We start from the raw sequence: 12,685 nt of genomic DNA on the forward strand, positions 1-12,685 counted from the left end.
GAGCGGTGTCCACGCCAGACTACGCCCCGATAGCCCCCAATATCCCCTGTTTCGACGACTCATTGCACACATAGCGCACACGAAAATGGCCTCCATCACCAAGCTTCCCTCCGGTGCTTACCGGGTCCAAGTCAGACGGAAGGGCCGCTACGCGAGCGAGACGCCCCTCACGCCGTGACGACGCCCAGAAATGGGCGCGCCAAGCCGAGACCCTGGTCGTTCAGGGGCTGCCGCCCAACCGATCGTCCGTGGCCCGCCTGCACAGTTTCGGTGACCTGGTTGATCTGCATATAGCCGATATGTGCGCCGTAGGGAAACCACGCTCTGTATCGGTTCCATGGACTGGATTTCTACGCCAGAAACTACGTCTTGACCCTACTTTCCCCACAGCCGTCATCGTCGCAATCGAAGAGAGGTGCGTCGACTACGACCCTGACACACGCATGATGACCTTGCGCCCCTACCTTCCGCAGGAAGAGGGCGACGTAGAAATCCCGTTCCAGCGCATCGCCAAAGTGCTCGACGGTCAGCACCGCCTGGCAGGGTTTCTCGACGAGAAGACGGGCGAATACGACATCGGCGGCAAGCCCTTCGACATCAACGTGTCCATCTTCGTCGGAGCCGACCTTTCTGTTCAGGCGCAGATCTTCGCAACGGTTATCCGCACCGGCGAAGCGGTAGATCGACTGCCAATCATCCCCAACCGCGAAAATCCGCGCATCCCCATGCTGGGCCTTCAAGGCACCGACAAGGCGCGCCCGATCTTGCGAGATGTCCTGGAACTCGTCGACAAGGATATGCCGGAACGGGCTCTGATAAGCCCGACTCTCAACATATCCGGCGGCCCGAAGAACCATGTCCTCGAAGTCGATCCTCTCGCCCAATTCATTCTGATACTTGCGGAGCACCGGCTCAAAGACCGCTAGAAACGCTCTGCCGCGCTCGCCCATTTTGAGCTTGTCCGCCTTTGATCGGCACGCTCCTAGAGTATAGCTGCCGCCCTTGAACTGAAGCAGGAAGGTGCCAAGAAGTTGCGTGAAGCTATCGACATGCCCCAGCTCGACAACACGATCATAGATCGACTCAATCGGTCGCGGTCGCATCGTCACATGCGGACCAAGCTTTTCGGCCAGCGCGTCGAGAAGGCGTCCTTCTTGGCGTTCATAGCTATAGGTTTCGATGAGTTTGGTTTCAAAACTGGCATGGACTTTTCGCTTCCAGTCCATCGACGCCAGGTATTCTTTGCGGTCGACAAACGGCGCGGTGACAAGCATCTCTCCAAAGCCGATTGGTGATTTGGCTTTTCTGACACCGAAGTGTTCAAGGTAGATGCCGCTCTCAGTCAGGCGAAAGTCTGGAGTATAACCTCTCCGTCCCGAATCTGGCAGGCGGTGCTCGTACTGCGGCTCGTACTCATAATCGATACCGTTTCGATACAGCCAGTTAGCGATCAGAAATTCTTCGTAGCTGCGAACCTTTTCGCCTTGAAGCGTTCGAAGATTGAGGCTTTCGACATGGGTATACCAAGCGTGCTTGGTATCGTAGTCCCATTCGCTGCCGCATTCGATGGGGAATTGAGTGAACCAATCGATCACCACGTTCGCAATCTTTTTGTCAGTCGCGACCAGCTGCCGAAGAATCCGCCGGATCAGGTCGGAATACCGCTTCTGGTAACCTCGCCCAGACGAAGGTGAGCCGAAGCCTGGTCTACGAGCTTGAAGACCTTTCGAACGCGCGCAGCCCATTTAAGACCTGCCACAACATCGCGGTGGCGTTGGATGGCTTGCAGACCAGCCCGTTCTACAAGCGCATCAAGCGCCTTGGTGTCGTCACGCCGGGGTGATGCGTTTCACCCCTGCCCGCTTCGCCGCGCCCTCCAAGGCTTTGCCGATGTCCCAGATCGGTTGCCCAGGGTCGCGCGCGGTCTCGGCGATGTATTTGCCGCCGTGCACACGCTTCCACCGCCGCAGGTGCGCGGCCAGGCGGTCCGGGATGGCATGCGGCCGGCGGGCCTTGACGGTTTCAAGCTCGTTCTCGCCCGCCCGCCACCAGATCCCCTGTTCCAGGTCGACCCAGGGGCCGTCGTCCCTGCGGTCCCACGTTGTGCGTGCCACGGTGCGAGGCCGCGAGCCCGTGTAGAACTGGCACAGGGCCAAGCGTGCGGCGTGCTTGCTGCGCTTCTGGCGCCACAGGGCCCACAGCAACCGGGCGAATTCGCCGCGCTTCAGCCAGTCGGGTTTGGGTGCGCCTTACCGTGGTCATCGACGGACTCGTGACGAAGGTGTCAGAATTTGCCGGCATGCAGCGCGCGGCTTACCAGGAGGCACGCGACGCGGGCAATGACGTGGCCCGCAGCGTTGGCGCGTATTGCGCAGAGGCCGGCGGCGGAGGCGCAGGCGTTGCCATGGGCGTTGCGTCTGGAACCCAAACCGGAGGCGGAGGTTCGTGGCAGCTTGCCCCCAAGCGCCTGAAAGGGCGCGCCTGGGTAGAGGAAGCCAAGCGCAGGCGGGATGCGGGCGTGCCTATTGGCGACATCATCCGCGAGGCTGGACGCGACGCAGACCTGGAAGCGGCCGAGCTGCGCGGCTTCTACCAGGGCCGCAACCAGGCATGGCGCCTGCTGATGGAGAACCAGAAGCGTCACCCGGACACCATCAAGGTGTCGCGCGCTTTCCTGGCCGACTTCCAGCGCGACATCCTGCACATGAACAAGGAGGGCTGAGCCATGCGCGGAGGAGGAAGACCAACCAGCAACACGCGGCCCGTGCAGCCGCCACCCCCGAAGCGCGGACACACCCCAAGCCCGGACGCCAAGCTGCCGCCGCAGCCGCCGCCTATGTCGAAATGGGACACCATCACACTGACGCGCGATGAGTTGGAAGCCTTGGTTCAAAAGGAGGTCGACAAGGCCTTGCTCGAATACATCTCCGAGCGGCGATTCAAGTCCATCTACGGCGAAGACTACCGCCCATAACCCAAACGCAAACGCCGCCCCACGGGGCGGCGTTTTGCTTTGGAAAGGTGGTGGCGGTCCCAGCACGATTCGAACGTGCGGCCTCTACCTTCGGAGGGTAGCGCTCTATCCAGCTGAGCTATGGGACCGTATTTCTGTGCGAGTTTCTGTGCGGAGTCTCGCGTCTTCGTCTTTCCGTCCTTGTTTTACAGGCCCCCGCCGCCTTCGCCCCCTGCCTTCGGAGGGCAGCGCTCTATCCAGCTGAGCTACGGGTGCGCAGTGCCGCTCCTATACCGGCTCGCGCCGAGGGCTGCAACGGGTTTCAGCCGAAAAGCTCGTGGCAGAACTCCAGCGCATCGACCAGCGCATCGACCTCGTCTGTAGTGTTGTAAAGCCCGAACGAGGCGCGCGCCGTGGCGGTCAGGCCAAGGTGCTGCATCAGGGGCATGGCGCAATGGCTACCCGCGCGCACGGCGATGCCGCGCTTGTCCAGCACGGTGGAAATATCGTGCGGATGCGCGCCGCCCGACAGGGTGAAGGAAAAGATCGCCCCCTTGCCCGGCGCATTGCCCTGCACGTTAAGCCAGTTCAGACCGGCCAGGCGGGCCTGCGCATAGTCGCGCAGACGCGCCTCATGCGCGGCCACGTTCGCCATCCCCAGCCCCATCAGATAGTCAAGCGCAACCCCCAGCCCGATCTGCTGGATGATGCCGGGGGTGCCCGCCTCGAACCGCAACGGAGGGTCGGCATAGCTGACGGCCTCGCGCGTAACTTCGCGGATCATGTCGCCGCCGCCGAGGAAAGGGCGCATCTCGGCCTGCCGCTCGGACCGTATGAAGATCGCTCCGGAACCGCTTGGCCCATATAGCTTATGGCCTGTAATGACGTAAAAGTCACAGCCGATTTCGGCCACGTTCACCGGCGCATGAACGGCGGCCTGCGACCCGTCCACCAGCACCGGCACGCCGCGCGCCCGCGCACCCGCGCAAATCGTCGCCACATCAACGCGGGTGCCCAGGACGTTCGACATCTGGGTAACGGCCACCAAACGCGTGCGCAGCCCTATCGCCGCCAGCACCCGTTCTGGGTCAAGGCTGCCATCGGGTTCGGGTTCGACCCATTTCAGAATCACGCCCTGCCGTTCGCGCAGGAAATGCCACGGCACGATATTGGCGTGATGCTCCATCACGCTCAGAACGATCTCGTCACCCGGCTGCATCCGCGGCGCGGCCCAGGCGTAGGAGACAAGGTTGATCCCTTCGGTTGCGCCCGAGGTAAAGACGATCTCGTCTTCCGACGCGGCGCCCAGAAACCGCGCGATGGTGCCGCGCACGGCCTCATACTTTTCGGTCGCAAGGTTTGAAAGATAGTGCAAGCCACGATGAACATTGGCATATTCTTCGGCATAACCGCGCGTCACCGCCTCGATCACTGCCCGCGGCTTTTGCGCCGAGGCGCCATTGTCGAGATAGACCAGCGGGCGCCCGTTAACCTGCCGCGACAGGATCGGAAAATCGGCCGCACTTGTGCAACATCATACATGCTCAGTTCCCCGCGGGGGGCGTAACACCCAGAATTCCCAGAACAAAGGTCAAGATCAGCGCACCGCCGATCAAGGTGCCGATCACGCCCACAAACACCCCGATCAGGCTGGTGAACCCATGCAAGGCCGCCGTGAAATGGGTCAGCATGTAGAAAAACAGGATCAGTGCGAAAAAGCCCATGAAGGTGGCGGTCAGCGGATAGATCGCCATCAGCACGACCTGCACCAACTGCACCAGCAACAGCACGAATTCCATCCAGACCGCCAGCAACAGCGCATCGGCAAAGCTGCCACGCCCGCCAAAGACGCGACCGACATGCGTCATGGCCCCAGCCACAAACAGCACGCCCGCCGCCTGTGTCACGACCATGCGCAGCGGCGATGAGGTGATCGGCGCCCAGGGCGTTTCCACCGGCAGAGGGAACAGGATATTGGCCAGATAGGCCATCACCGCTGAAAGCGACACCACCGCCCCCATCGCCAGCCAGCGCGCCTCCAGCGGCAGATTGAGGCCCAACAGCCGCGCCACCCCTTCGCGCGGGGTCAGCACGGTGTCGCGCGCCAGTGTCATCAGATCACCCAGCCGCAGATCCATCACATGTCCTCGAATTCGGCGACCCGCAGGCAGGCGCCCCATTGCACAGCAAAGGCGGCAAAGACCGCCAGCGAAACCACGCTCAAGGCCGCGCCGGGGCCGACAAAGCCCGCGATCAGCCCCTGAAACAGAACCCAGGGCGCCGTTGCCAGCAGCGACCAGAACAGCGCCATCCGCGCGCCATAAAATCGGCCGCGCCCGCCAAAGGCTCGCGCCACCAGATGACTGGCCGCAGCCAGCGTGTAAAACAACAAGGGCGCCAGAAACAACAGCGCAAACAGCGTGATCGCCATCGTCGCCTCAAGCGGAACCTCGGGGTTCAGATGCGCCTCGCGCGACAGCCGGGGCCATTGCGCGATAAACAGGATGGTCGCCGCGCCCAGCAGCGTGGCCAAGGCCCGATCCTCGCGCTGCCCATCGGCCAGAATGGCGCGCATCACCTGCCGCGGGCGACGCCAGGCCGCGAATATTTTGGGAACGATACCCCGCATCAGCCGCGATGCCGGGCAAGCCAGCCCTCCAGCAGCGCCACGATCTCGGCCTGAATCGTCTCATTCTCGATCTCGGCGATGGCATCGGCCAGAAACGACAGCACCAAAAGGCCCACCGCCTCGTCATGCGCCACCCCGCGCGAGCGCAGATAGAACAGCGCCGTATCATCCAGCGCCCCGGTGGTGGACCCGTGCGAACATTTCACGTCATCGGCATAGATCTCCAGCTCCGGCTTGGCCAGAAACTGACAGTCGTCATCCAGCAGCAGCGACTGGCTGATCTGGTAGCCGTCGGTTTTCTGTGCGCCGGGCGTGACCAGAATCTTGCCCTGAAACACCCCCGTTGCGCCGTGTTTCAACACCTTCTTGAACACCTGACGGCTTTCGCCGCGCTCGGCGCCGTGGGTTATGAAGACGGTATCGTCATGCAGGAACGGCCCGACCGACCCATCGCCCAAGGCCGCGCCGGCCACATGGGCCACCGCATCGTCGCCTGCGATGTCGATCACTGCCTCGTTGCGGGTCAGCACGCCGTTGGCGGTCAGGGTAAAGCTTTTGAACAGCGCCCCGGCCGCCAGCCGGGCAAAGATATGGGTCGCGGCGCGGCGATCATGGTCGCGGCCCTGAACGCGGACATGGTGGAACCGCCCGCCCGCCGCCACATCAACCTCCATCACCTTGTTGAACCGCGCGCCCGCCGGGCCGGTTTCCAGCAGGGTCAGGTCGGCGCCCGGCTCAATCTTCACGCAGTGGTGCAAGATCACATCAGAAGTTTTTGATTTATGTTCATAAACCAGATGCACCGGCCGGGCCGCAGCCGCCGTCACCCGGATCAGCGCGCCATCGGTCGCCGCCGCGGTGTTCAACGCCGCCAGCGGGCGTGCCACCGGGTTTTGCCCGGCCGCCTCCAGCACACCATAAAGACCCTGCGCCCAATGCAGATCGGCACGGTCAGCCTCGGCCAGTCGCGCGATCTCGACCCCGGAAAGTTCCAGCGGATCAGAGGCTTCGGGGTCGAAGATGCCATCGACAAAGACCAGTGTCAGCCGGTCAAGCGCGGCAAAGATCGGGGCCTCGTCCTGGGCATCAAACAGCGCCGCCGGGGCCGCGGCGGGCGCGGTCAGGCTGGACGGGTCGGTGTAGCGCCAGTATTCATCGCGCCGCGTGGGCAGCCCCATCGCTTGCACCCGCGCCAAGGCCGCAGCCCGCGCCGCGCGCGTCACACCACCCTCGGGCAGCGCCAGCGCCGCCAGCCGCGCCGCCAGCGCCGTCTGCCTGGCCTGAGCCACCGCCGCCATTACAGCACCTCCGCCAGAATGTCGGCATAGCCGTTCTTCTCGACCTCAAGCGCCAGCTCCGGCCCGCCGGTCTTGATGATCCGGCCGTCGGCCATGATGTGCACCACATCGGGTTTGATATGGTCCAGAAGCCGTTGATAATGCGTGATAACCAGAAAGCTGCGGCCCGCGTCGCGCAACGCGTTCACGCCATCCGACACCAGCTTCATCGCATCGACATCAAGGCCCGAGTCGGTTTCATCCAGAATGCACATCTTCGGCTCCAGCATCGCCATCTGGAGGATCTCGTTGCGCTTCTTTTCGCCGCCCGAGAAGCCGACGTTGACCGGACGCTTCAGCATGTCGGCGTCGATCTTCAGCGTTTTCGCCTTTTCACGCACCAGCTTCAGGAAATCGCCCGCCGAAATCTCGGGTTCGCCGCGCGCCTTGCGCTGCGAATTCACCGCGGTGCGCAGGAAGGTCATGTTGCCCACACCCGGAATTTCGACCGGATACTGGAACGCCAGAAACAGCCCCGCCGCCGCGCGCTCTTCAGGCGCCATCGCCAGCAGATCGGCCCCGTCCAGCGTGGCCGAACCCGCCGTGACCTCATAACCATCACGGCCCGACAGCACATAGGACATGGTCGATTTACCCGACCCGTTCGGCCCCATGATCGCATGAACCGTGCCGGGTTCGATCGTCAGGTTCACCCCTTTGAGGATCACCTTGTCCTCTTCTTCCAGCTTCACATGCAGATTCTTGATCTCAAGCATTTGTCTTTTCCATCTCGGTCATTTCGGGGGGACGGCGCCTTTGGCGCGCGGCCGGTGGTGCATCAGCGTCTCGCGACTTCGTCGCGCAACCTCTGCGGCGATATCGTCGATGTCTTCGGGCGAAAGGCAGCCCAGCGAGGCAGACATCCGTTTCAGATAGCCGGTGTTGTCGGTCAAGCGATCAACCAGACCGCGCTTGAACGAGGCGCGCGCGCGCACCGGATGATGGGCGCCGGGCGCGGTTTGCGCGATCAGCGTATCCAGCAGCACATCGGGGTCGGTGCGCATCGTCTCTTGCGCAAACCATTCGGGCGCAATGTCGCACAGATTGGCATGGCTCAGCGTGGCATCGGCCAGCGCGGTCGAAAAGCAGAAGGTTTCGTCATTGGTGTAGAACCGAAGCTCCAACTTGCTGTCACGATAGACCTGCCGCGCCGCAAACAGCCGGTCGGCGGCCCGCCCGGAGAATCGCGTCAGCGCAAAGATCGCCCGCCACAGCGGCACCCCCGGCATCCCGCGGCCAAAGCGATGGCCAGCCTCCATCGGCTCGATCCGCACCCCAAGCAGGTCTTCGCCGCGCCCCGCCACCTTGGCAAAGAGATCGGCCACGGGACCGGTGAAAAACACATCCGGCTCGATCAGCCAGTAGTGGTCAGCAGCCGGAATTGCCTGCCGGAGCGCGTAAAGGAAATAATCCCCGCACCGCCAGCCCCAGTCGGGCAGCACCCGCAGACCGTTGGCGGCAACCCAGGCGTCGTCGATATCGACCACAGGCAGAGGCAGCTCCAACCCCTCGGGCCGGTTGTGAAACACCGTCACAAGGTTGTCACCAAAGACCGGGCGCAACTGATCATAGACCCGCTGGGCATCCTCGCCCCAGTGATGTGTGCGGATGGCGGCGATTGTGGTCATGTCAGGCCGCCCTGATCGAATTGGCGGGCAACAGCGCGACATAGTCAGGCACGATGTCGGGCCGCACGGCCCCGCGTCGCACAAGCGCATCAAGACAGAACAGAACCAACGCAGGATCGTTCATAACGCCCTCGGCGAGAATTGCCAACCGCAGCACCTGCGCGGCATCGGTCTGGTCGATTGCGGTCAGGTCGCGGATGTAGAAGGCATCCCCATCGACCAACTGACGGTGCTGGCGCCGCCTGAGAAGACGGCCGCTCCCCGAGCGCAGCGCCGCGTGCTTCAAGAAGGCGAAGTCGTAAAGCTGAAAGCCCTGCAACCGAAGCTCCGCGTCGAGTTCACCAAGAGACGGCTCGCCTTGATAGATCGGCAGAAAGCGCAGTTCGGTCTGGACCAGCACCGCCGTAGACAGTCTCTGCCGACCGTTGGCGATGATCGACAGTTCGGCTCCCTGCACGTCGATCTTGAAAAAGTCGATCCGGCCCACTTCGGAAAGGTCGTCCAGCCGCGCTGTCTGAACCTGAACCTTTTCGCGCACACGCATCCCCCGCTGAAAGCCCAGAAGTCGCGCATTCGCCTCGTGCGGCGGGAATATCGAGGTGAACCCCGAGTTGGCACAGATGTGAAGCGTCTCCACCTCCCCGGCCCCGAGCGCCATGGGCAGATAAGTTTCTCTCTCTGACTTGGCAGCCATCAGTCGGGCAAGCGCATCCGGCTGCGGCTCGAACCCCAGCACACGCACATCGCCCGCGCGCAGAAGCGCCAGATAGGGCGGATCGCCCGTGATCGGGTTCGCGCCCACATCGACAACCTCGATCGGCAAGGCGTCTGGCCTTGCCGCGCGCAGCAGGTCGAGCCGGGCCGATGCCGCGTCGGACATCACCCCACGCTCCCCTCAAGGCTGATCGCCACCAGGCTCTGCGCCTCCATGGCAAATTCCATCGGCAGCGCTTGCAGCACCTCGCGGCAGAAGCCGTTGACGACCAGCGCCACCGCCTCTTCCTCGTCCATGCCGCGGGCGCGGCAATAGAACAGTTGGTCATCATCGACCTTTGAGGTCGTCGCCTCGTGCTCGACCCGGCTCGAATTGTTCCTGACCTCGATATAGGGCACCGTATGCGCCCCGCATTTGTCGCCGATCAGAAGGCTGTCGCACTGGGTATAGTTGCGGCTGTTCTTGGCCTTGGGGTGCATGCTGACAAGGCCGCGATAGGTGTTCTGCGCGCGCCCCGCGCTGATGCCTTTCGACACGATCCGGCTTTTGGTGTTGCGGCCCAGATGCACCATCTTGGTGCCGGTATCGGCCTGCTGGGCGTTGTTGGCGATGGCGATCGAATAGAACTCGCCCTGGCTGCCCTCGCCGCGCAGGATGCAGGACGGGTATTTCCAGGTGATCGCACTGCCGGTTTCAACCTGCGTCCACATCACCTTGGACCGGTCGCCCCGGCAATCGGCGCGCTTGGTGACAAAGTTGTAGATGCCGCCGCGGCCCTCCTCGTCGCCGGGGAACCAGTTCTGCACGGTCGAATATTTGACCTCGGCATCCTCCAGCACGACGATTTCAACCACCGCCGCATGCAGTTGCGCCACATCGCGCTTGGGCGCGGTGCAGCCCTCAAGGTAGCTGACATAGCTGCCCTTGTCGCAGATGATCAGCGTGCGCTCGAACTGGCCGGTGTTTTCGGCATTGATGCGGAAATAGGTGCTCAGCTCCATCGGGCAGCGGGTGTTGGGCGGGATGTAGACAAACGACCCCGCAGAAAACACGGCCGAATTCAGCGTGGCAAAGAAATTGTCCGACTGCGGGACGACCGAGCCCAGATATTTCTTCACCAGATCGGGGTGATTGTGGATCGCCTCGGTGATCGAACAGAAGATGACCCCCGCCTTGGCCAGTTCTGCCTGGAACGTGGTGCCCACCGAAACCGAATCGAACACCGCATCCACCGCCACCTTGCGCGCATCGGCCGCCACCGCCTCGGCGCCCTCGACACCGGCAAGGATCATCTGCTCCTTCAGCGGGATCCCCAGCTTTTCATAGGTGGCCAGCAGCTTGGGGTCGACCTCGTCCAGGGTCTTGGGCTTGCCGACGGTGCTTTTCGGCTGCGCGTAGTAATAAAGGCTCTGATAGTCGATCTCGGGGTAATGCAGCATCGCCCAGCGCGGCTCCTGCATGCCCTGCCAGCGGCGGAACGCCTCCAGCCGCCAGTCGGTCATCCACTCCGGCTCGCCGTTCTTGGCGCTGATCAGGCGAACGATATCCTCGTTGATGCCCAGCGGCGCATATTCGGTCTCGATCTCGGTGTCCCAGCCGTATTTGTAGCTGCCCATGTTCTGGACGGTCTCGACGGTTTCCCGGTCGACGCCCTCGCGGATTTCCAGATCGCTGTCCACTTTCGTCTCTTTCCCGTTCGCAGGGCCTTGCGGCCCGGTCATGCGGCCCGTTCCCGGTGCCGCTTTCTGGCAGCGCCCCAGGCCTCGGCAAAGCGCAACAGATCGTCCCGCCCTACCCCCGGCCCGATGGAAATGCGCACCGCGCATCCCGCCGCCGTCTCGTCATATCCCATTGCCCGCAGCACCCGGCTGGCGCGCACCTTGCCCGACGAACAGGCCGACCCCGCCGAGATCGCAAACCCGGCAAGATCAAGCCGCATCACCTGCGTCTCGCCCCGCCAGCCCGGCGCAATCAGGCAAAGCGTGTTGGGCAGCCGCTCCGCCTCTGCTGCTGGAAAGATAACATCTTCGCCCGCAGCTTCCAGAGCTTTTTCTAGAATACTTCTAAGTTCCGCAACCTCATCCCACACCCCCGCCACCAGGTCGGCCTGGGCAGCCTTGGCCGCCGCGGCAAACCCGGCAATGCCGATCAGGTTTTCGGTGCCGGCCCGGCGCCCCATCTCTTGCCCGCCGCCCTTGATTTGGGCAACAAGCTCGGTTCCGCGCCGAATGACAAGCGCGCCCACCCCCTTCGGCCCGCCCAGCTTGTGCGCCGACACGATCCCGGCAGTAATCCCCAGCCAGTTGAACGCGAAGGGCCACTTGCCAAAGGCCTGCGTCAGATCCGAGACCGCCAGCCCCTCGGGCAGGGCCTGAATCACCCCGGTTTCCGAATTGGCCAGTTGCAAGGCGGCCCGCCCCGGTTCAGGCACCGCCACCCGCCCCGCGCGGTCGCTTTTTAGCACCGGGTCACACCAGGCCAGCACCGCCTCGTGCTCGACCTCGGCACACACCAGACCGCGCCCCGCGCAGGCCAGCGCCGCCGCCTCGGTCGCACCCGAGGTAAAGACGATATCCGCCCCCTCGGCCCCCAAAGCCCGCGCCAGATCGGCCCGCGCCCGCTCCAGCACCGCCCGCGCCGCCCGCCCCTCGGCATGAACCGAGGACGGATTACCCACCACATCCATCGCCGCGACCATCGCCGCCCGCGCCTCGGCCCGCAGCGGCGCGGTCGCGTTCCAGTCCAGATAGACCCGCCCGCTCATGCCAGCCCCCTGCACCCGGAATTGGCCGGGGAACGCTCCGCGGGGGATATTTGTACCAAGATGAACAGCCAAAGCCTCATGCACCCGCCCGTTCATCTTGGCACAAATATCCCCGCCGGAGGCTTCCGCCGCGCGCCAGGGGCGATCGCGGGGGCGCAAGGCCCCTCACTCGTCAACCACGGCAAACAGCGACGGCACCGCCGGGCAGGGTTTCAACGCGTTATGCACCACATCCGCCAGCGTGGTCTGGTGCAGGAACACATAGACCTGCGCCGAAAGGCTTTCCCACAGCCGGTTCGCCAGACTTTGCGCGCGGCTGCCGCAAACGCCACCCGTGGCGCCCGCGCCAATGTGCAGGGCGCTGACGGTTTCGTCCACCGCCTCGAAAATCTCGCTGATCCGGATTTCGGCCGGGTCGCGCGCCAGCCGGTAGCCGCCGCCGGGGCCGCGCACCGAAGCCACCAGCCCCGCCCGCCGCATCCGCACGAACAACTGTTCCAGATAGGGTAGCGAAATGTCCTGACGTTTGGAAATCGCGGCCAGCGAGGTCAGCTGATCGTCGTGCACCGTCGCCAGATCCACCAGCGCCACCATCGCATAGCGCCCCTTGGTCGATAGCTTCATGTGCTCCTCCTGATCAGGCCCCGCGGGCCATGCCC

13 protein-coding genes, 1 tRNA gene and 3 pseudogenes are annotated in these 12,685 nt (G+C 63.6%); 4 read left to right on the forward strand and 13 right to left on the reverse strand.

Annotated features, from left to right (window positions below):
* Positions 1-299: 299 nt before the first annotated feature.
* Positions 300-599 (forward strand): annotated as a pseudogene (locus C5F46_RS17290) (hypothetical protein); the annotation flags it as partial.
* Between the two features lie 69 nt (positions 600-668).
* Here C5F46_RS17290 and C5F46_RS11675 read toward each other — a convergent pair.
* Positions 669-1,745 (reverse strand): annotated as a pseudogene (locus C5F46_RS11675) (UvrD-helicase domain-containing protein); the annotation flags it as partial.
* On the opposite strand from C5F46_RS11675, the gene C5F46_RS16665 reads away from it, so the two are divergent.
* Positions 1,691-1,843: a hypothetical protein gene (locus tag C5F46_RS16665; RefSeq protein ID WP_168796869.1), complete on the forward strand. Its 153-nt coding sequence runs from the start codon at positions 1,691-1,693 to the stop codon at positions 1,841-1,843. The pseudogene C5F46_RS11675 and the gene C5F46_RS16665 sit on opposite strands and share 55 nt — an antisense overlap.
* Here C5F46_RS16665 and C5F46_RS11680 read toward each other — a convergent pair.
* Positions 1,830-2,204: a site-specific integrase gene (locus tag C5F46_RS11680; protein WP_107325530.1), complete on the reverse strand. Its 375-nt coding sequence runs from the start codon at positions 2,202-2,204 to the stop codon at positions 1,830-1,832. The two genes, C5F46_RS16665 and C5F46_RS11680, sit on opposite strands and share 14 nt — an antisense overlap.
* Before the next feature lie 38 nt (positions 2,205-2,242).
* Between C5F46_RS11680 and C5F46_RS11685 the strand changes: the two genes are divergently transcribed.
* Both C5F46_RS11685 and C5F46_RS16450 read left to right on the forward strand, forming a co-directional pair.
* Positions 2,243-2,722 carry a hypothetical protein gene (locus tag C5F46_RS11685; RefSeq protein ID WP_107325531.1) on the forward strand — a complete coding sequence of 160 codons (480 nt, stop codon included), beginning with the start codon at positions 2,243-2,245 and terminating at the stop codon, positions 2,720-2,722.
* A 3-nt stretch (positions 2,723-2,725) separates the two neighbouring features.
* A complete protein-coding gene (locus C5F46_RS16450; RefSeq protein ID WP_146160227.1) occupies positions 2,726-2,974 on the forward strand; it encodes a hypothetical protein in 249 nt (82 codons plus the stop codon).
* 51 nt (positions 2,975-3,025) lie between these two features.
* On the opposite strand, the gene C5F46_RS11690 is transcribed toward C5F46_RS16450, so the two are convergent.
* The 11 genes and pseudogenes from C5F46_RS11690 to iscR form a co-directional block, all read right to left on the reverse strand.
* A tRNA-Arg gene (locus tag C5F46_RS11690) sits at positions 3,026-3,102 on the reverse strand.
* 173 nt (positions 3,103-3,275) lie between these two features.
* Positions 3,276-4,495: pseudogene (locus tag C5F46_RS11700) on the reverse strand (cysteine desulfurase).
* A gap of 2 nt (positions 4,496-4,497) precedes the next feature.
* Entirely contained in the window at positions 4,498-5,091 is a 594-nt protein-coding gene (locus C5F46_RS11705; RefSeq protein WP_168796871.1) for a Yip1 family protein, read from the reverse strand.
* On the reverse strand, positions 5,091-5,582 hold the full coding sequence (locus C5F46_RS11710; protein WP_107325534.1) for a YIP1 family protein: 492 nt from the start codon (positions 5,580-5,582) through the stop codon (positions 5,091-5,093). The genes C5F46_RS11705 and C5F46_RS11710 overlap by 1 nt, the downstream gene beginning before the upstream one ends.
* Positions 5,582-6,880 carry a SufB/SufD family protein gene (locus C5F46_RS11715; protein WP_107325535.1) on the reverse strand — a complete coding sequence of 433 codons (1,299 nt, stop codon included), beginning with the start codon at positions 6,878-6,880 and terminating at the stop codon, positions 5,582-5,584. The genes C5F46_RS11710 and C5F46_RS11715 overlap by 1 nt, the downstream gene beginning before the upstream one ends.
* Positions 6,880-7,635 carry a Fe-S cluster assembly ATPase SufC gene (sufC, locus tag C5F46_RS11720; protein ID WP_107325536.1) on the reverse strand — a complete coding sequence of 252 codons (756 nt, stop codon included), beginning with the start codon at positions 7,633-7,635 and terminating at the stop codon, positions 6,880-6,882. The genes C5F46_RS11715 and sufC overlap by 1 nt, the downstream gene beginning before the upstream one ends.
* Positions 7,636-7,653: 18 nt before the next feature.
* Positions 7,654-8,547, reverse strand: coding sequence for a component of SufBCD complex (locus tag C5F46_RS11725; protein WP_107325537.1), 894 nt, complete (start codon positions 8,545-8,547; stop codon positions 7,654-7,656).
* 1 nt (position 8,548) lies between these two features.
* Positions 8,549-9,427, reverse strand: coding sequence for an FkbM family methyltransferase (locus C5F46_RS11730; RefSeq protein WP_107325538.1), 879 nt, complete (start codon positions 9,425-9,427; stop codon positions 8,549-8,551).
* Positions 9,427-10,941: a Fe-S cluster assembly protein SufB gene (gene sufB, locus C5F46_RS11735; protein ID WP_235820161.1), complete on the reverse strand. Its 1,515-nt coding sequence runs from the start codon at positions 10,939-10,941 to the stop codon at positions 9,427-9,429. The genes C5F46_RS11730 and sufB overlap by 1 nt, the downstream gene beginning before the upstream one ends.
* Positions 10,942-10,979: 38 nt before the next feature.
* On the reverse strand, positions 10,980-12,026 hold the full coding sequence (locus tag C5F46_RS11740) for a cysteine desulfurase family protein (protein WP_107325540.1): 1,047 nt from the start codon (positions 12,024-12,026) through the stop codon (positions 10,980-10,982).
* Positions 12,027-12,191: 165 nt separating this feature from the next.
* Positions 12,192-12,650 (reverse strand): Fe-S cluster assembly transcriptional regulator IscR, encoded by a 459-nt coding sequence (gene iscR / locus C5F46_RS11745; RefSeq protein ID WP_107325541.1) that lies wholly within the window; start codon positions 12,648-12,650, stop codon positions 12,192-12,194.
* Positions 12,651-12,685 lie beyond the last annotated feature (35 nt).

Source organism: Phaeovulum veldkampii DSM 11550, assembly GCF_003034995.1.
Lineage (GTDB): Bacteria > Pseudomonadota > Alphaproteobacteria > Rhodobacterales > Rhodobacteraceae > Phaeovulum > Phaeovulum veldkampii.

Coding starts and splice junctions, on each gene's coding strand:
- sufC (WP_107325536.1), bottom strand. CDS start 7,635: ATGCTTGAGATCAAGAATCTGCATGTGAAGCTGGAAGAAGAGGACAAG.
- C5F46_RS16450 (WP_146160227.1), top strand. CDS start 2,726: ATGCGCGGAGGAGGAAGACCAACCAGCAACACGCGGCCCGTGCAGCCG.
- iscR (WP_107325541.1), bottom strand. CDS start 12,650: ATGAAGCTATCGACCAAGGGGCGCTATGCGATGGTGGCGCTGGTGGAT.
- C5F46_RS11740 (WP_107325540.1), bottom strand. CDS start 12,026: ATGAGCGGGCGGGTCTATCTGGACTGGAACGCGACCGCGCCGCTGCGG.
- C5F46_RS11715 (WP_107325535.1), bottom strand. CDS start 6,880: ATGGCGGCGGTGGCTCAGGCCAGGCAGACGGCGCTGGCGGCGCGGCTG.
- C5F46_RS11725 (WP_107325537.1), bottom strand. CDS start 8,547: ATGACCACAATCGCCGCCATCCGCACACATCACTGGGGCGAGGATGCC.
- C5F46_RS11705 (WP_168796871.1), bottom strand. CDS start 5,091: ATGGATCTGCGGCTGGGTGATCTGATGACACTGGCGCGCGACACCGTG.
- C5F46_RS11730 (WP_107325538.1), bottom strand. CDS start 9,427: ATGTCCGACGCGGCATCGGCCCGGCTCGACCTGCTGCGCGCGGCAAGG.
- C5F46_RS11710 (WP_107325534.1), bottom strand. CDS start 5,582: ATGCGGGGTATCGTTCCCAAAATATTCGCGGCCTGGCGTCGCCCGCGG.